General features: G+C 40.5%; 15 protein-coding genes. 14 read left to right on the top strand and 1 reads right to left on the bottom strand.

Translation table 11 applies throughout. The annotated features are described in order from the left end of the window. Positions 1 to 54 precede the first annotated feature (54 nt). From recJ to BLR11_RS00270, 14 genes are all read left to right on the top strand, one after another. Entirely contained in the window at positions 55 to 2,049 is a 1,995-nt protein-coding gene (gene recJ / locus BLR11_RS00335) for a single-stranded-DNA-specific exonuclease RecJ (RefSeq protein WP_091647182.1), read from the top strand. Between the two features lie 11 nt (positions 2,050 to 2,060). Continuing rightward, positions 2,061 to 4,262, top strand: a complete 2,202-nt coding sequence (locus tag BLR11_RS00330) for a RelA/SpoT family protein (protein WP_091647180.1) — start codon at positions 2,061 to 2,063, stop codon at positions 4,260 to 4,262. Then, positions 4,259 to 4,708 (top strand): D-aminoacyl-tRNA deacylase, encoded by a 450-nt coding sequence (dtd, locus tag BLR11_RS00325; protein ID WP_091647178.1) that lies wholly within the window; start codon positions 4,259 to 4,261, stop codon positions 4,706 to 4,708. Before BLR11_RS00330 ends, dtd begins: the two co-directional genes overlap by 4 nt. Positions 4,709 to 4,720: 12 nt before the next feature. Continuing rightward, the gene (locus tag BLR11_RS00320) at positions 4,721 to 5,350 is read left to right on the top strand and encodes an MBL fold metallo-hydrolase (protein ID WP_091647177.1); all 630 of its coding nucleotides are present in this window, start codon (positions 4,721 to 4,723) and stop codon (positions 5,348 to 5,350) included. 5 nt (positions 5,351 to 5,355) lie between these two features. Next, positions 5,356 to 6,429, top strand: coding sequence for an AI-2E family transporter (locus tag BLR11_RS00315; protein WP_091647175.1), 1,074 nt, complete (start codon positions 5,356 to 5,358; stop codon positions 6,427 to 6,429). After that, on the top strand, positions 6,416 to 6,925 hold the full coding sequence (locus BLR11_RS00310; RefSeq protein ID WP_091647174.1) for a Fur family transcriptional regulator: 510 nt from the start codon (positions 6,416 to 6,418) through the stop codon (positions 6,923 to 6,925). The genes BLR11_RS00315 and BLR11_RS00310 overlap by 14 nt, the downstream gene beginning before the upstream one ends. Beyond that, positions 6,861 to 8,372: a coproporphyrinogen dehydrogenase HemZ gene (gene hemZ / locus BLR11_RS00305; RefSeq protein ID WP_245675041.1), complete on the top strand. Its 1,512-nt coding sequence runs from the start codon at positions 6,861 to 6,863 to the stop codon at positions 8,370 to 8,372. Before BLR11_RS00310 ends, hemZ begins: the two co-directional genes overlap by 65 nt. A 1-nt stretch (position 8,373) precedes the next feature. Then, a complete protein-coding gene (gene hisS, locus BLR11_RS00300) occupies positions 8,374 to 9,639 on the top strand; it encodes a histidine--tRNA ligase (protein WP_091647171.1) in 1,266 nt (421 codons plus the stop codon). Positions 9,640 to 9,646: 7 nt separating this feature from the next. Beyond that, positions 9,647 to 11,446, top strand: a complete 1,800-nt coding sequence (gene aspS, locus BLR11_RS00295) for an aspartate--tRNA ligase (protein WP_091647169.1) — start codon at positions 9,647 to 9,649, stop codon at positions 11,444 to 11,446. A gap of 242 nt (positions 11,447 to 11,688) precedes the next feature. After that, positions 11,689 to 12,513: a histidine racemase CntK family protein gene (locus tag BLR11_RS00290; protein WP_091647167.1), complete on the top strand. Its 825-nt coding sequence runs from the start codon at positions 11,689 to 11,691 to the stop codon at positions 12,511 to 12,513. A 211-nt stretch (positions 12,514 to 12,724) separates the two neighbouring features. Then, positions 12,725 to 14,404: a formate--tetrahydrofolate ligase gene (locus BLR11_RS00285; protein ID WP_091647166.1), complete on the top strand. Its 1,680-nt coding sequence runs from the start codon at positions 12,725 to 12,727 to the stop codon at positions 14,402 to 14,404. Further along, complete coding sequence (locus tag BLR11_RS00280) at positions 14,405 to 15,025, top strand: cyclodeaminase/cyclohydrolase family protein (protein ID WP_245675040.1); 621 nt, start codon at positions 14,405 to 14,407, stop codon at positions 15,023 to 15,025. A 68-nt stretch (positions 15,026 to 15,093) separates the two neighbouring features. Continuing rightward, a complete protein-coding gene (locus BLR11_RS00275) occupies positions 15,094 to 16,137 on the top strand; it encodes a DUF2939 domain-containing protein (RefSeq protein ID WP_091647164.1) in 1,044 nt (347 codons plus the stop codon). A 168-nt stretch (positions 16,138 to 16,305) separates the two neighbouring features. Then, positions 16,306 to 16,815 (top strand): hypothetical protein, encoded by a 510-nt coding sequence (locus BLR11_RS00270; protein WP_091647162.1) that lies wholly within the window; start codon positions 16,306 to 16,308, stop codon positions 16,813 to 16,815. Between the two features lie 113 nt (positions 16,816 to 16,928). On the opposite strand, the gene BLR11_RS00265 is transcribed toward BLR11_RS00270, so the two are convergent. Continuing rightward, positions 16,929 to 18,152: a thiolase family protein gene (locus BLR11_RS00265; RefSeq protein ID WP_091647161.1), complete on the bottom strand. Its 1,224-nt coding sequence runs from the start codon at positions 18,150 to 18,152 to the stop codon at positions 16,929 to 16,931. Positions 18,153 to 18,643 lie beyond the last annotated feature (491 nt).

The following is an 18,643-nucleotide window of genomic DNA, read 5'->3' as shown; positions in this document are numbered from 1 at the left end:
TAGAAATACGTTATTGATATTGATAGTGATTATTTGTGAGAAAATGGTGGTATAATGCGTAAACGTTGGCATGTGTTGGAAAAAGATAATAATTCTATACGAGAACTAACTCAAAGATTACACATTTCAACTGTTTTGGCGCGTGTCCTTGCTAACCGAAATATAGGTACGGTTGAGGATGCCCGCCATTTTCTTTTTGATACAATGAACGATTTAGCTGATCCTTTTCTCATGAAAGGCATGGATAAAGCTGTAGCACGAATTTCCAAAGCCATTGCTGATAAAGAACGTATCGTTGTTTATGGTGATTATGATGTGGATGGTATTACAGCTACCGCGTTATTATGCATGGTGCTTCGAGATTTGGGAGCAAGTCCTGCCTATTATATTCCGGCTCGGCAAAGTGAAGGGTATGGACTGAATGTGCATGCGCTGGAGGAATTGCGGACGGGGTGCACAGATTTGCTAATTACTGTAGACTGTGGAATTTCTTCTTTTCGGGATGTAGCTGCATATCAAAGATACATGGATATTATTATTACAGACCATCATGAACCGCCGGACGATGTGCCGCCGGCTTTTGCTGTGCTTAATCCTAAACAGAGGGAATGTACCTATCCTTGTAAAGAGCTTGCTGGAGTTGGTGTAGCCTATACCTTATGCCGGGCTTTGTGGCAGATTTTGCATAAAGAAAAGCTGGAGAAATATGTGGAGATTGCAGCGCTGGGAACTGTTGCTGATTTAGTTCCCCTTATAGGAGAAAATCGTATTCTTGTAAAACAAGGATTGAAATGCATGAAAAAAGGGTGCAATCTTGGATTGCAGGCCTTATTGGATACGGCATCAGTGCAAAAAGAAACAATAAATGCCGGGCGGATTGCATTTACTATTGCACCGCGGCTTAATGCCGCTGGACGCATCAGTCACGCGGATAAAGGAGTGCGTCTTTTACTGGAAACGGATCGTTCGGCAGCTTATGCAGCGGCTAATGAGTTGAGTGAGATGAACAGTCAGCGTCAGGAAATTGAACAAGATATAACTGCGCAAGCGCTGGAACAAATAGAAAAGAACGGATATGGGATAGATGGCGTGTTGGTGGCTGCCGGTAATCATTGGCATGTTGGTGTTATTGGAATAGCAGCTTCTCGTCTCGTGGAACAATATTATAGACCGGCTTTGGTTATTAGCCTAAACGATGGTATTGGCAAGGGATCTTGCCGTAGTATTGCCGGATTTAATATGTATGAATCACTGCAGTATGCAGCAGATTTACTTATCCAATTTGGCGGACATCCAATGGCGGCTGGGTTTTCTATCAAGGAGGAAAATATAAATGCGTTCCGTGATCGACTGAATGAATATGCGGCGATGCATATGAAGGCTGATGATTATGTACCAGCAATAGCTATTGATATGCCCCTGTCTCCTGCGTCTATATCGTTGCAGCTTATCGATGAACTGAGTCTTTTAGAACCATATGGGATGGGGAACAGCCGGCCTTGTTTTTCTCTTATGGATCAGAAGTTGACAGAAATCCGACCCATTGGCAAAAACCAGCAGCATATACGCTTTTCTGTTTCACCAAATGATACGGATATCGCAGTTAAACGCCTTAGCGGAGTAGGATGGTCTATGGTATCTCTATGTGAAGAAATGCTGGTGGGAGATCCTGTAGATATAGTATTTCAATTGGAAAAAAATACGTTCAATGGAATAAGTTCACCGCAGATGATATTGCAGGATATGCGCAGTGAATCTGATGATAATATATATTTAGATAGGAACGTAATGGTAGATGTTTTTGTAGAGTTGCGCCGGCATTTGGAAGTACGGCATTTGCCGGTATGGCAAATGCGTCAGAAAATGATAGCTGATTTTCAGGGTGTCTTGGATGGACATATAGTTTGTCTTGCATTACATGTATTTTTTGAAATAGGAGTTTTGCTCACAGAAGATACTGCTAAAGGACAAGTTTGCTATTTACCGAAACTTCAACATAAAATGAGTCTTGCAGAGTCACCGACTTTTATCAAATATACTCGGGGATAGGGGGCGTCAGGATGGAATTTAAAGATAAACAAGAAGCACTTAATTATTTAATAAAGACGATTCATACCTATCAACCTAATGCAGACTGTGTTGATGTAAAAAAAGCGTTTGAGCTGGCAGATAAAGCGCATGAACAACAACAGCGCGTCAGTGGCGAACCATATATTACACATCCCCTGGCAGTGGCACAAATACTGGCAGAATTGCAAATTGATACAACGACGATTACCGCCTCTTTGCTCCATGATGTAGTAGAGGACACTTCCTATACATTGGAGGACTTAACCCAAGAGTTTGGTTCCCAGGTAGCGTTCCTGGTTGATGGAGTTACTAAATTAAGCCGTATTGATTATCGTACGAAAGAAGATCAACAATTAAATAGTATGCGCAAAATGTTTTTAGCTATGGCTAAAGATGTACGTGTTGTTGTTATTAAATTGGCTGATCGGCTTCATAATATGCGTACGTTGAAATATATGCGCAGTGATAAGCAAAAAAGAATTGCTCAGGAAACATTGGAAATTTTTGCTCCTTTAGCACATCGGCTGGGAATTTTTAATATTAAATGGGAATTGGAGGATTTGTCTTTTCGCTATCTTGAACCTGATAAATATTATGATTTAGTCGATCAGATGAAACAAAAACGGCATGTCCGCGAAGAAATCGTTAATGAAGCGATTAATGTTATGCGTAAAGCATTGGAAGAATCAAATATAAAATTTGAAATTAACGGCAGACCGAAACATTTTTACAGTATATATAAAAAAATGAAAAAGGATAATCGCGATCTTAGTCAGGTGTATGACTTGTATGCTGTTCGTATTATTGTAGATACTGTGCAGGATTGTTATGGAGTGCTGGGAATCGTTCATAGTTTGTGGAAACCGCTGCCATATCGCTTTAAGGATTACATTGCCATGCCTAAACCCAATAATTACCAATCGCTGCACACAACTGTTATTGGAACACGGGGACAGCCCGTAGAAATTCAAATCCGCACATGGGAAATGCACCGGGTTGCTGAATATGGAGTAGCGGCACATTGGCGATATAAAGAAGGACATGCAAATGCCGGAAAAAATGAATTTGATGAAAAAATGGGATGGCTGCGAAATTTATTGGAATGGCAGGACACAAGCAATCCTAAGGAATTTATGAATTCATTGAAGCTGGATGCGTTTTCTGATGAAGTGTTTGTATTTACTCCGCGTGGTGATGTAATCGATATGCCGCAGGGAGCTATTCCAATTGACTTTGCCTATCGAATTCATACGGATGTAGGACATCGTTGTGTTGGAGCCAAAATTAACAGTAAAATTGTACCATTGAATACACCGTTGAAGAATGGTGATATTATTGAAATCATAACTTCTAAAAACGGAAAACCTAGTTTAGACTGGCTTAATATTGTGGGAAGTTCGGAGAGCCGTTCAAAAATACGGAGTTGGTTTAAAAAAGAAAATCGTGAAGAAAATATTACTAAGGGTGCAGAATCCTTGGAACGAGAATGCAAGCGACTGAATCATGATTGGAAAGTATTGAATAAAGCCGGACGCTTGGCCAGAGTCGCAAAGCAAATGAATGCCGGTTCGGAAGATGATTTGCTGGCAGCTGTGGGATATGGTGGATTTGCTGTTAATACGGTACTTATCAAGCTGTTGGATTTACATAAAAAAGATATACAAAAAGAAGAAGAAAAGAACAGTCATACTGCTGTTGTTGAAAAACTTCGTCCAAGAAAACCGCTGCATAAAACTGGTACAGGAATACTTGTCAAAGGAGAATCGGGATTGCTCGTACGACTGGCGAAATGCTGCAGCCCTGTGCCGGGAGATCCTATTATTGGATTTATTACCCGGGGCCGAGGGGTATCTGTACATCGTGCCGATTGTCCCAGCATTACAAACAATCAGGAGGACGTAGACCGTTTGATTGATGTAGAATGGGATTACGATGGCAAGGAAATGTTTGAAGTCAATATGGAAATTGTAGCGTATGACAGAACCGGTGTGATGGCAGATATTATGGCGACATTGGCAGAAATGAAGATTTCCATACTCAATGTCAATGCAAAGGTAAACGACACAAAAACAGTCACCGTTCATTTGGGAATTAGTATCAAGGATTTGGCTCAATTTGAATTTATTGCAACAAAAATACGCCGTCTTAAGGATGTTTATACAGTACAGAGATATACGGGAGGTGCTATATGAGAGCTGTTATACAGCGCACATTATCTTCTCAGGTTACTTCAGAAGGAATAGAAACGGGCAGGGCCGGATTCGGTCTTACCGTTCTTCTGGGGGTAGGAAAGGAAGACGGAAAGGAAGATGTGCAGTATATGGCAGATAAAATCACAAATCTGCGTATTTTTGAGGATGATCAGGGAAAAATGAATCGTTCTCTTATGGATATTGGCGGCGATATGCTGGTCATATCGCAATTTACACTGTATGGGGATGTACGGCATGGAAGGCGGCCGGGTTTTGATCAAGCAGCACCGCCCATGCTGGCAGAAACCTTATACGATGATTTTGTTGCTGCTGTGCGCAGCCGCGGTATTTCTGCAGGTACAGGTGTATTTCGCACAGATATGGTTGTAACTCTTGCCAATCACGGACCGGTTACGATATTGATAGATAGCAAAAAGAAATTTTAGGAGGCATATGTGATGAAAATACTAGCAATGCAGCTGGGGCCTATTGAAACCAATTGTTACATTGTTTATGACGAAGATACGAGGGAGGCCATGGTCATTGATCCGGCATGGGACTATGAACGCATAGATAAAGCGTTGACAGATCATGATCTTACTATTAAGAAAATATTTTTGACACATGGACATGCAGACCATATTGGGGCCCTGCAGGAATTGCGGAATCATAAAAATGTTCCGGTATACGTTAGCAGGGAAGATAGTGGGTTAATTCAGAATTCTAAGAATAATCTTTCTATGTTCATGGGGAAAAAAATTGAATGCGTATCACCGGAATATATGGTTTCCGATGGCGATACAATTAGTGTTGGAAGTACAGTCTTTACAGTCTATGAAACACCGGGGCATACTCCTGGCGGTGTGTGTTTATATGGCGGCGGAGTTGTATTCTCCGGAGATACTTTGTTTCAGTATTCTATTGGCCGTACAGATTTATATGGAGGTTCGTATAAGCAGCTTATTGCCAGTATCGAAACGAAACTGATGCCCTTGCCTGATGATACGATCGTGCTTCCCGGGCATGGACCTAGTACGACAATTGGTAATGAACGGCAGGGAAATCCGTATCTTGAAGGCAGGGGATGAGTTATATGATCAGGGAATCGCAATTTTGGCTGCGTATTGTTGTTGCCGTTTTTGCTGTCTGGATCTTTATTTCTGTACATGCTGTGTATTGGCCTGTTGTAGTGTCGCTTATTGTTACTTTTATTCTTATCCCCGTTCGAGATGCTGTATTAAAGGGGGTGCAGCGCCTTACTGGACGGAGAATTCCTGTTGATGCAGCTATTTTGATTTCTTTCGTAGTTCTTATTTTAGTGCTCGTCGGTATTACAAACAGTATTTTGCATCCGTTGGTGATACAGGTCAATTTATTAGCAGCTAATTTTCAAAATTTAGTCGATAAAACAGCCGCGTTGGTTATGAATTTCGAAAATTCTCAGACGCAGCTGTATATCCCGGATCAAGTAAAAAGTATTATTAATGATTCTTTAGTCAAGATTGGCAATTATGGCGTAGATGGAGTAAGTAACCTTGTTAAGTCTGTGTTTGCGATTGCTGGAACAGTAATTGAGTTTTTTGTTGTTCCTATTATAACTTTTTACTTCATGAAGGATGGATCGAGGATGGTAGATCATTTTGTACATCTTTATCCTGAGGAATATCGTCTGCAGCTGGATGTATTATTTGATGAAGTTGATCGGGTATTAAGTTCTTATATCCGAGGACAGCTTATTATGAGTTGTATCATATCCTTATTAACTTTTATAGGAATGTGGATTCTGGGAGTCCCTTATCCAATGGTTATTGCTCTATTGGCGGCGATTACTGAATGGATTCCGATTATTGGACCTATTGTTGGGGCGGTTCCGGCAATTTTATTGGGAGCATTGGTTAGTCCGGCATTAGCTGTAAAGGTTTTGATTTTCTATATTGTTATTCAGCAGATTGATAGTCATCTCATCATGCCGCAGGTGATGGGGGCAGTTATTAGTCTTCATCCTGTTGCGATTGTTATTGCTCTACTCATGGGGGGAACCTTGTTTGGTATTCAAGGGATGATTTTGACGGTACCGATTACGGCGGTTTTACAAATTATTTGTAAGCATTTATGGTTCTATAATACTTATAAAACAAAGGCGATGAATTTTTATGGAAAAAACTAAAGCGGATATTATGAATTTAATGATGAAACGAATGAAAGATAAAATTAAAGATAAGAAATATAAAATGACTTCACAGCGACAGGTTATCCTGCGTGCATTTGTGGAAAGCTCGGAAAATCATTTGAGTGCAGAAGACGTATATGAACGTGTGAAAAAAACAGCTCCCGATATCGGATTGGCAACCGTATATAGAACATTGGATTTGTTTACGGAAATGGATCTGTTGAAAAAACTTGATTTTGATGAAGGGTGCAGCCGATATGAATTAAATGACCGAGAAGAAGATGGACACTTTCATCATCATTTGATCTGTCTGGGGTGTGGTAAGGTACGTGAATGCCGTGATGATTTACTGGAAACCTTAGAAACTATTTTGCAAAAGCAACTTCATTTTCAAACTGTAGATCACCAGCTGAAGGTTTATGGTTATTGTGAAAACTGTCAAAAAAAGCGGGCAGACGAAGCCCGAAAATCTAAAGCTGCGAATAATGGATGAACAAGGATACCGCTACAAAGGACCGGAGGAATATCATGCCCTTATTGGTCAGGTAATGGCTGGTCTTGGTTATGTCGGGGGCTATGAAACGGAGAATATAGGTGCTCGTATTTTCCTTTCCGATGAGAACGGCATCATCGATTTGACTTGTGTGTTTACGCGGGATGATAAAAAATGGGAATCCCGAGCTTCAATTATACGGTATGGACATGTCCGTGAAGATATAAAAAATTGTTTGATGCATTGGCATGAGCGCTTTACTGGCAATAAAACGGGGCCATGGGGAACATTGATGGGAGTGCGCCCGACAAAACTGGTACATCATTTTTTTGATAAAGAATTTGGGGATAAAGAGACTATAGCAGTACTGCAGCAGCAGTATCAGGTAGAAAAGGAAACGGCAGAACGACTTGTACATATGTCACGGCTGCAGCGTCCCTTTGTAATGGAACCTCAAAATCATGTGGCCCTCTATGTAGGTATTCCGTATTGTTCCAGCCATTGTTTGTATTGCTCCTTTCCCTCACGGTTGGTTGGAACGGAAGAGCAGGACATTCTGCAATCGTTTTCAAGGGCGTTAGAAAGAGACTTACAGGATTTAAGCAGACTTTGCAGGCAATATTCTTTCACTGTGGATACTGTTTATATAGGCGGCGGAACGCCCACTTGTCTTCCGATTGGCATTTTAGAAGATATTGTTCGATCTGTGGCTGCTAATTTCAGCCCAGTTCAGGAATGGACTGTAGAAGCTGGCCGTCCGGATACGGCAGCAAAAGAGAAGCTTGCATTACTGCGGCAGTATGGTGTGGACCGCATCAGTGTTAATCCGCAAACAATGCAGCAGCGAATATTAGATGCGCTGGGGCGTCATCACAGGGTGGAAGATATTTATACTATGTTCGATAACTGCCGTGATTTGGGATTTTCGGTTATTAATATGGATTTCATTGCGGGACTGCCTACTCAAAATATAAAAGATATGCAGGAAAATATGGAAATAGTTTGCCAACTATGGCCGGAAAATGTTACAATTCATACGTTAGCATTAAAAAAAAGAGCCCCTTTATTTCATCATCCGTTGAGAGATAGGATACCCTCTCAGGAGGACGTGACGAGAATGTTGGAATATTGTGATGCCATACTTGTTGAAAAAGGATATACACCTTATTATATGTATCGTCAAAAATACATGGCGGCTAGTTTTGCTAATGTCGGCTATGCTTTTTCTGATGCCATCGGAAAATACAATATTCAAATGATGGAAGAAAGACAAACTGTATTGGCCGCAGGTCCCGGCGGGGCAACAAAATTCATTAATTTGCCGAACCACCGCTTAGAAAAATTATACATGCCCAAGGAAGTCAACACATACATGGCGTCATTGGAAGAAAAAATGCAGATGCGCCGCAAACTATGTGCATATATATATGGAGGAGAGGATAGATAAAATGGCAATTACGGCACCAAGAGGCACACAGGATTTTTTGCCGGAACAGATGGAAGATTGGCAGCTTCTGGAACAAAAAATCCGTCAGATTTGTTCATATTATGGATTTGGTGAAATTCGGACTCCTATCTTTGAAAATACAGAACTATTTCTGCGTGGTATAGGGGAAACGACAGATGTTGTAACTAAAGAGATGTATACTTTTGATGATCGCGGCGGGAGATCCATGACGCTGCGTCCGGAAAACACAGCCTCTGTTGTACGAGCTTATTTGGAGCATAAGATTTATGCAGAACAACAGGTTCAGAAGTTTTTCTATATAGGACCGATGTTTCGGCATGATCGGCCTCAAGCCGGAAGATATCGGCAGTTTCATCAATTTGGAGTAGAAGAAATCGGTTCACAGGATCCGGCAGTAGATGCAGAAATTATTGCTATGGCATTTCAGCTCTTTCGGGAATTAGGCTTGAATGATCTTGTATTGCATCTGAATTCTGTAGGGTGTCCAACATGTCGTCCGATTTATCGTCAAAAACTTCTTGATTTCTTTTCTGATAAAAAAGATATGCTTTGTGAAGATTGTTTGGCACGGCTTGATAAAAATCCTTTGCGTGTTTTGGATTGTAAAGAAGAAGGGTGTAAAAAAGCTGCTGTGGGTGTTCCTGAGATTACCGATAATCTTTGTGATGAATGCAAAGCGCATTTTGATACAGTTCAGAATTATCTCACGAAGATTGGAATTCCTTTCGAACTGGATACTCGGCTTGTCAGAGGGCTCGATTATTATACAAAGACAGCTTTTGAAATTATGTATGCGCCGCTGGGTGCACAGAGTACGGTCTGCGGCGGCGGCAGGTACGATGGTCTTGTTGAAGAGATGGGAGGCCCTTCTACTCCGGGAATCGGTTTTGCCGTAGGAATGGAACGCTTGCTCCTTACCCTGCAGCAGCAGCATCTCTTGCAGCGGCCGGAAAGAAAACGTCCAATATATATTGTAGCACTGGGAGAGGCAGCGCGTATCGCTGCGTTTGACTTGCAGCAGCAATTGAGAGGACGGCATTTCTATACGGAAATCGATCTTATGGGACGCAGCATGAAAGGACAAATGAAGTACGCTAATAAAATCAGTGCCGCATATACTGTGATAATTGGTGACAATGAATTGCTGCAAGGAGAAGCCCAAGTTCGTAATATGGAAACAAAAGAACAAATCGCTGTTCCATTAGATGGAGTAGCAGCATATATGGAAGCACAGAAGAAAGGATGACAGAGTGATGGATACAATGGAAGGTTTGAGCCGCAGTCATTATTGCGGAGAAGTTACGGAAGCAGAAAAAGGCAAGGAAGTTATATTATGCGGCTGGGTAGAACGCCGTCGTGATCATGGCGGATTAATTTTCATCGACTTACGTGATCGTACGGGTGTTATTCAGGTTGTTGCATCACCGGATTATGAAGAACAATCATTCAAAAAAGCAGAACAAGTACGAACGGAATATGTACTTGCTATTCGTGGTGAAGTTCGCATGCGTGATGAAGCAACTGTTAATCAAAAGATGCCTACTGGCACGATTGAAGTACGTTGTGATGAAATGCGCATTTTAAATTCTTCTAAAACGCCGCCCTTCTATATTGAAGATAATGTAGATGTAGATGAAAGCATTCGTTTGAAATACCGGTATTTGGATCTTCGCCGTCCAGAAATGCAGAAGAATCTCATTATGCGTCATCGTGTAAAACATGCGATGCGTGAATTTTTAGATAAGAACGGCTTCTTTGAAATCGAAACACCGGAACTTTGTAAGAGTACACCGGAAGGAGCCCGTGATTATCTTGTACCGAGTCGTGTAAATCCAGGGAAATTTTATGCACTGCCGCAATCTCCCCAGTTATTTAAACAACTTCTGATGATTTCCGGCATGGATCGATATTTTCAAATTGCCCGCTGCTTCCGTGATGAAGATCTGCGTGCAGACCGCCAGCCAGAATTTACACAGCTTGACATGGAAATGTCTTTTATGAGTCAGGAACAAATCCTTCAGTTAACAGAACAACTGATGCATTATATTTTTGAAGAAGTACTGGGACATGATATTCAATTGCCCATTCAGCGTATCACATGGGATTATGCTATGAAATATTATGGCTCTGATAAACCGGATTTACGGTTTGATATGAAATTTACAGATATTACAGAACTTGTCCGCGGTACAGAATTCAAGGTATTTCGCAGTGTTATCGAAAAGGGTGGGCAGGTTAAGGCTATCAATGTAAAAGGGTATTCACAAATTCCCCGCCGGGAACTAGACGGGCTGGTTGAATATGTTGGACATTATGGAGCAAAAGGATTAGCATGGATTTGCTTTACACCTGATGGAATCAAATCACAAGTCATGAAGTTCCTGGGTGAAGATACGATTCAGGCAATCGGTACCGCTTGCGGATCGGAAACAGGAGACTTGGTTCTCATGATTGCCGATAAACCAGCTGTTGTAGCTGCCGCACTAGGTGAACTTCGCAAGGAAATGGCACGGCGTACTCATCTTATAGATGAAAATAAATTCGCATTTACATGGGTACTTGATTTCCCGATGTTTGAATATAATGAAGAAGAAAAACGATATGTTGCCATGCATCATCCGTTTACAGCGCCACGCGATGAAGATTTGGATAAATTGGAAACGGATCCGGGACATGTGTATGCTAAAGCCTATGACCTTGTTCTCAATGGAGTTGAATTGGGTGGCGGTAGTTTGCGTATTTATCAGCAGGACATTCAGCAGCGTGTTTTCAAGGCGATTGGCTTAACACCTGAAGATGCAAATGAAAAATTTGGTTTCTTGCTCCGGGCCTTTGAATATGGAGCTCCGCCGCATGGCGGTCTGGCTTTTGGTCTTGATCGTATGATTATGCTTATGTTGAAGAGAAAATCTATTCGTGATGTTATTGCATTTCCGAAAACGCAGAATGCTATTGATCAAATGAGTGAAGCTCCGGGAGAAGTAGCTGTAAAACAATTACGTGAACTCCATATCCACGTTGATGCAGAAGATAAAAATTTAGTTAAAAAATAATTGCGTCATTGGTTCCGGATAATTAAAAATTAGGAATAAACGGGTCAGTGGAAAAAAGCACTGTAATAAAAAAAGGTACCGAAATCGGTACCTTTTTTTAAAAATATACTAGTTGTGGAGTACCCTATTCATTTGATCAAATAGGTACTTCTGCTAACGACATTATGCAATATACAGAAATTATTTCGATTACAGGGAAGGGTCTTCGCTGGCAGCGCAGTCGTCTTGAAAAGAGAGAATATATGATGAAAAATATACATTATGTATTAGCCAATCCGAGTGGGAATACAACGGTATTTGTACTAAATCCAGTAGCAGATGGAGAAAGGGCGGGCTTGGCAGCTCGACTTCTCCGTTCTGATTGTATTAAAGCAGAACAAGTGGGATTTCTTACAATGAATGGTACGGCGAATGGAGCCGGACTTCGTATAGATATGATGGGCGGTGAGTTTTGCGGAAATGCGTCTCGATCAGCAGCAGCATATGCAGCTATGGTCGAAGGATTAGAAACGAGTGAATATATAATATCTTGTTCTGGATGTATGACAAATTTAAAGGCAAACGTCCGAAAACGTGCTTCCGGTGTCTATGATGCTTCTATTGAAATGCCTTTGCCGCAGTCTGTAGATGCAGTTATTATTGACATAGGGGGAGCGCCTTGCCGATTTTTTCGAGTAGTACTTCCCGGTATTGTTCATTTTGTTTTTATGGGAAAAGGGGCAGCAGCAGTCAATCGGAACATTTTCTGGCAGGCTGTCAAGACGTATGCATCCGGTGAAAACTATGCGGCTTATGGCCTTATTCTTCTTGATCCGACAATATGGAAAATGATTCCTGCCGTTTATGTAAAACAAACCAATACACTATATTGGGAACATAGTTGTGGCTCCGGATCTGCAGCAGCAGCGGCAGCGATAGCCTATATGGGGAACAGAAATATTGCTGTCAAGCTGCAGCAGCCTGGCGGGGTAATAGCAGCGGCTGCGGTTGTTGCAAAAGGGGAACTTCAGTATATTACGATTGGCGGAGAAGTAACATTGGAAACAGAAAAAATTATAAAAATATAACTCATCGGTATAAAACAGGTGGAAATAATTCTTTTATGGCAGAACATAAAAAGGGGTTTTTCTGTCTGTTTTACGGCTGATTGGGAATGATACAGGATGGCTGATTCTTTCTATACAGACCTATTATTTTGTTTTATAATAATAAAATAACAAGAATATATCATGCAGCTCTAGAAGCTGCTAATTTTATGAACAGGGGTGGATGCATATCATGAGCAAGGTATTAAGCGATATTGAAATTGCACAGCAAGCTAATTTGGAACCAATCGTAAAAATTGCCGAAAAATGCGGTCTTAAAGAAGATGATTTGGAATTATATGGAAAATATAAAGCCAAAATTTCTTTTGGTGCTATTAAACGATTAGCTGCAAAAGAAGATGGCAAACTAGTCTTGGTGACTGCTATCAATCCAACTCCAGCAGGAGAAGGAAAGTCTATGACAACTATTGGCCTCGGTCAAGCACTGAATAAATTAGGACATAAAACAATGATTGCTTTACGGGAGCCTTCTCTTGGCCCTGTATTTGGAATTAAAGGAGGCGCTGCCGGTGGCGGCTACTCCCAAGTACTTCCTATGGAAGATATTAATTTGCATTTTACAGGTGATATGCATGCAATTACAGCAGCAAATAATTTATTGGCTGCTGCTATTGATAACCATGTTCATCAAGGAAATACCCTTAAAATTGACGTACGCCGTATTATTTGGAAACGTGTGATGGATATGAATGACCGTGCACTGCGAGGTATTGTTGTAGGTCTCGGCGGTAAAGTTTGCGGATTTCCCAGAGAAGATCATTTTATGATAACCGTAGCATCCGAAATTATGGCGATTCTCTGCTTGGCACATGATCTTATGGATTTAAAAAAACGCATGGGAGATATTATTGTAGCCTATAATTTAGATGGTAACCCGGTTACAGCCCGCGATCTTCAAGTCGATGGGGCAATGGCAATCTTAATGAAAGATGCAATCAAGCCCAACCTTGTGCAAACAACGGAAAATACGCCCGCGTTGGTCCATGGAGGCCCTTTTGCTAATATTGCACATGGCTGCAATTCTGTTGTGGCTACAAAATTGGCAATGAAAATGGGCGATATTACCGTCACGGAAGCCGGTTTCGGTGCTGATTTGGGAGCAGAAAAATTTTTGGATATAAAATGCCGTTTTGCCGGTATAAAACCAGATGCGGTTGTTATTGTTGCAACTATTCGGGCCTTGAAGATGCATGGCGGTGTTAAAAAAACAGAGTTGACGGAAGAAAATCTGGAAGCATTAGAAAACGGGTTTGCTAATTTGGCTAAGCATGTAGAAAATATGCGTAAATTTGATGTACCTGTTTTGGTCAGCATCAATAAATTTATTACAGATACAAAAGCAGAAATTAGCCTTCTCAAGAAACTTTGTGAAGACTTTGGTGTTGATGTTGCGTTAAATGACTGCTGGGCAAAAGGCGGCGAAGGCGGCGTTGAAATGGCAGAACATGTACTGGAACTTATGAAGACGAAAAAAACACCATATAAGCCTATTTATGATGAAAAAGATACTATTCCCAATAAGGTTGCGGCTATTGTCAAGGAAATATATGGTGGGGATGGCGTTATATTTGAAACAGCCGCCCAGAAACAAGTCAAAGAATTGGAACACTTAGGTCTTGATAAAATGCCTGTTTGTATTGCTAAAACGCAATATTCTTTATCAGATGATCCAGAACTTCTCGGACGTCCGGCAGGGTTTAAAATAACGATCAAGGATGTCAGAATTTGTTCTGGTGCAGGATTTATTGTTTGTCAAACTAGTAATATTATGACTATGCCTGGTTTGCCGAAGGTACCAGCCGCTAATAGAATGGATATTGATGAGAATGGTGTTATTACGGGGTTGTTCTAAGTGGCAAATAAAAAGTTATGTGATATGACAGTAAGAGAACTATTGGCAGCTACGGCTTCCCGTGCTCCGGCTCCCGGCGGCGGCGGTATTGCGGCTATGACTGCGGCAGCGGCAGCGGCATTGTTGGAAATGGTTGCCAACCTTACTATTGGTAAAAAAGGATATGAACATACTGCGGAAGATATGCAGCATATCAAGCTTCAGTGTGAACGGATCCGGGAATATTGCCTTACTGCGATTGATGCAGATGCAGAGGCGTTTCGTTCTGTTATTGCGGCGCTTCGTTTATCCAAAGACATGGCGGGAAGGACAGAAAAAGTCCAGAAGGCTTTTAAAGAAGCGGCTCAAGTTCCTTTTGAACTGAGTAAGCAGATATTTATTATTCTTGAACTATCCCAAACTGTTATCCGTAAAGGTAATTCATGGGCTCTTACAGATGCCGCTATTTCTGTTTTACAAGCCAGAGCGGCTATGCGCAGTGCTTTTTATAGTGTTACAGTCAATTTGTCCTCCATTACGGATCAGCAATTTATAGAAATGATGGAACAGGCTATGTTGGAACTTGATAAACGGGCAGAAGTTATTGAGCAGGAAGTTTTGAACTTTTATGAACATCGGTAACAGAACAAAATTTAGATGGGGATAGCTGCCGAAGTTAAGTGTGATAGGGTATCATTACAGGAGATCTCATGCATATATTAGGGCAAAAAAAACGAACATTTCCTATTGTCGGTAGTATTTTTATTATAATTGTTCTGCTTTTGAGTTATTTTTTCTATTATACAAAAACTCCTGCGTATTCGATATATATTATTCAAAAAGCTGTAGAACAGCAGGATTGGGAAACTTTTGCAGAACATGTTGATACAGATCAGGTTTTATCAGTTGCTTTTGATGATATATTAGAAGAAAGCAGATCCGATGCCGAAGCAGCCAATATGGCCAAGAACTTAACAGCACCTTTTCTTCAGATATTGAAGCCAGGGCTGGTTGATTCTCTGCAGGATTGTCTGCATGATTACGTAGAAACAGGAAATTACGAAGCAAATTTTCAGGATATGGATATCCGGCAGCGCCTAAATTTGGAAGATATGAAAAGGGACACAGACTTGAATTTCGTTAGGTACAAAGACGTATCCTATACAAAACAAGGTGATAATGGCAGTCCTGTTGTTGGTATTGTTGTCACTGATTCTGTATTGAAAAAGTCTTTTGTTTTAGATTTGGCGATGCAAAAAAATCTTGATGGTTCTTGGAAAGTTATAAAAATTCTTAATCTTAAAGAATATATTCAAGCTATTAAAAGGGCACGACAGGAAAAACTTCAAGTTTTGAATACAGGAATTCGGCAAAAAATTGATGCAGTAGTGGATCGGGGAAAAATAACGGCAAACGTGGTATCTGATGGAGTATCAGGACGGCGGAAATCCCTGCAAATTCATGCGATTCTTACTTTGCACGGCAATAAGCCGGTTCATTCTATTTCCGGAAAGGCGTATGCCAGAACCGCAGATGGACAGCAATTGCAATTTCCTTTTTCGATTGATTTGGTAACTGCGGCACAATCTCAGCAAACCATAGATATTGTATCGGAGTTGAATCCGTTTCTCCCTAAGGAACGAGCGTTTACTGTGCAGGGAGCAGAGATTTATGCTTGGCTTATCGTTCACTGTATTCGGTATGCTGATGGTACAGAATTGAAAGACTATGAAGTACTTCCTGATATTGTGTAACATACCATATATGAGTATGAACTATGGAGATTAGACCTTGTATAAAATACGATATTGCATTAAAAATCCATGCATGTTTTACATGCATGGATTTTTTCATATGTATATAGTAAAATATAATATATGGAAATTATTTTTAATGGAGAGATATATCAGGGAGAAAATAGTATGCTTAATAAAAAAGGGCAAGGACTTACGGAATATGGAATTATTTTTCTTCTCATTGTGGGAACCGGTTTTCTCGCTGTCTTTTATATAAATAATAATGAAACAGGTATTTACTCCGCGGTGTCATCTAAATTGCAAGCTATTACCGGAAACAACGAAAATTATGATACAGATGAAACAACGATTGTAGCAGGACAAAAAGTTACTTTTACTACATTAACCGTTCAGGGAAAAGATAGGACATATAGAGTTGCATGGTTTTTAGATGATAAAGGACAGCGAGTTTATTTTCCCTATAGGGATACGAACGGATTACATGATACCTCGGATTTACAAGGTATTCATTGGGGCCATGATTATACTGTTGAACATGAAAGCGATGGAGGAATGTCCACCTATTTTCGAAGTACAGATGGAGCATACTATAAGATTACGGATTATAGTAATAGTGAAACAAAAATATCAAAATATGAAGGAATTCCCGATTCTCGTTATCTTCGTACTCCGTAATGAAGAATACTAATTTATGGATTAGGATGCAGTGTATATTGAATAAAAAAACAGCCGGGATAAAAATTTCATCTCGACTGCTTTTTGTATAGTGTAATTTTTTATAGCTGCATTTAGATAGCACGTGTCCATAAAGATGCCATCGCGGGTCCGCCGCCTACACATAGAGAAGCACATCCCGTCTTGTAGTCTTGGCGCTGCATTTCATATAGCATAGTGACAATGATACGCAGAGCAGAACATCCTACAGGATGTCCTAACGCGATGCCGGAACCATTTACATTTGTGCGGTTCATATCTATTTCATAACTGTATTCTTCTTTGAGTTTGCGACCGACTCCTAAAAATTGAGCGGAAAAAGCTTCATTAATTTCCCAGTAATCAATATCAGAGAAATTCAAGGAACTTTTTTTGAGACATTTTGGAATAACGGCAGCCGGACCCAATCCCATGTATTTTGGTTCTACACCTTCGCCGCACATATATATCATTTTGGCCATGGGAGTGAGGCCGAGCTCGGCAGCTTTATCTTCGGACATAATGATCATGGCAGCGGCAGCATCATTGATTCCAGAGGCATTAGCTGCAGTTGTTACACCGTCTTTTGTGAATACAGGAGGCATTTTTGAAAGAGTTTCTATCGAGCAATTTCGGATAGGATGTTCATCGGTATCGATGAGAATATCGCTCTTTTTCCCATGCAGCGTGTACGGGACAATTTCATCTTTAAACTTTCCTTTATCAATAGCAGCGCAAGCTCTTTGATGACTCATAACTGCCAATTCATCACATTCGCGACGGGTAATATTATACAATTTAGCAACGTTATCTGCGGTTACGCCCATATGTCCTTTACTTAGTTCATCATATAAACCGTCGTGCAGCATATGGTCATAGATTTTAGAGGCCCCTTCATCCGCAACACTCCCCATTCGGTAACCCATACGCCCCTGCGGAATTAAAAATGGAGCGTTAGTCATGCTTTCTACACCTACAACGAGGCCGATATCTGTTTTACCGAGTTGAATATCATTGCAGGCAATTTCCAGTGCTCTCATTCCGGAAGCACAGTTTTGGTTCACGCTCACGGCGTTGCTGCGTACATCCATTCCGATGCGCATAGAAATTTGTCGAGCTGGCAGAGAACCTTGCATTGCAGTAAAAACTTCACCCATAACAATTTCATCTACTTCTTTGGGATCCAGTCCGGCACGGCGGATAGCTTCTTTCGCTGCTGTTGTAGCTAGTTCACGAGCTGTCACCGTTTTAAATTGTCCCAGATATTTTCCAATTGCTGTACGGCAGGCGCTTACGATTACGACATTTTTAGTTTCCATATAGACCTCCTCTTTGCATATATTGTCTATCATATCATAAAGAAAGCTGTTTTTATATGGGGCATAGCAAAGAATAATAATATATAATTTTAAAATAATAAAATAATTCCATATATTGAAAGGTTATAGTAGAATATAATGCAAGTTAGCCGGCAGTATTGTGAAAAAATTTATTATATATAGGTTTTTGTTATCTATAAGGTGTGTGATATAATATAATGTACTGAAAATATTATTGAGAGAATACAGATTCTGAATAATTTGCCATTTTATTGGAATGAAAGAGTATGTAATATATTTATGACTGTGATGTAGTATATGCAGCAGATTGAGGGGGGGATGCAGTATAAGATATGCCAAGATAAATTTGCAAGTGTTGAAAATCATGTCTGACATATAGGGGTATTATGTGATGCAAGCGTCAAGTATTAGTATGGACGTATCATAATATATTATGAAGGATAATGAAAAAAAAATTATTTCATGATATA

Source organism: Megasphaera paucivorans (assembly GCF_900103535.1).
In the GTDB taxonomy this organism is placed as follows: domain Bacteria; phylum Bacillota; class Negativicutes; order Veillonellales; family Megasphaeraceae; genus Megasphaera_A; species Megasphaera_A paucivorans.
The sequence above is the reverse complement of the archived record's forward strand: the minus strand, read 5'-3'. Positions and strand labels throughout refer to the sequence as shown.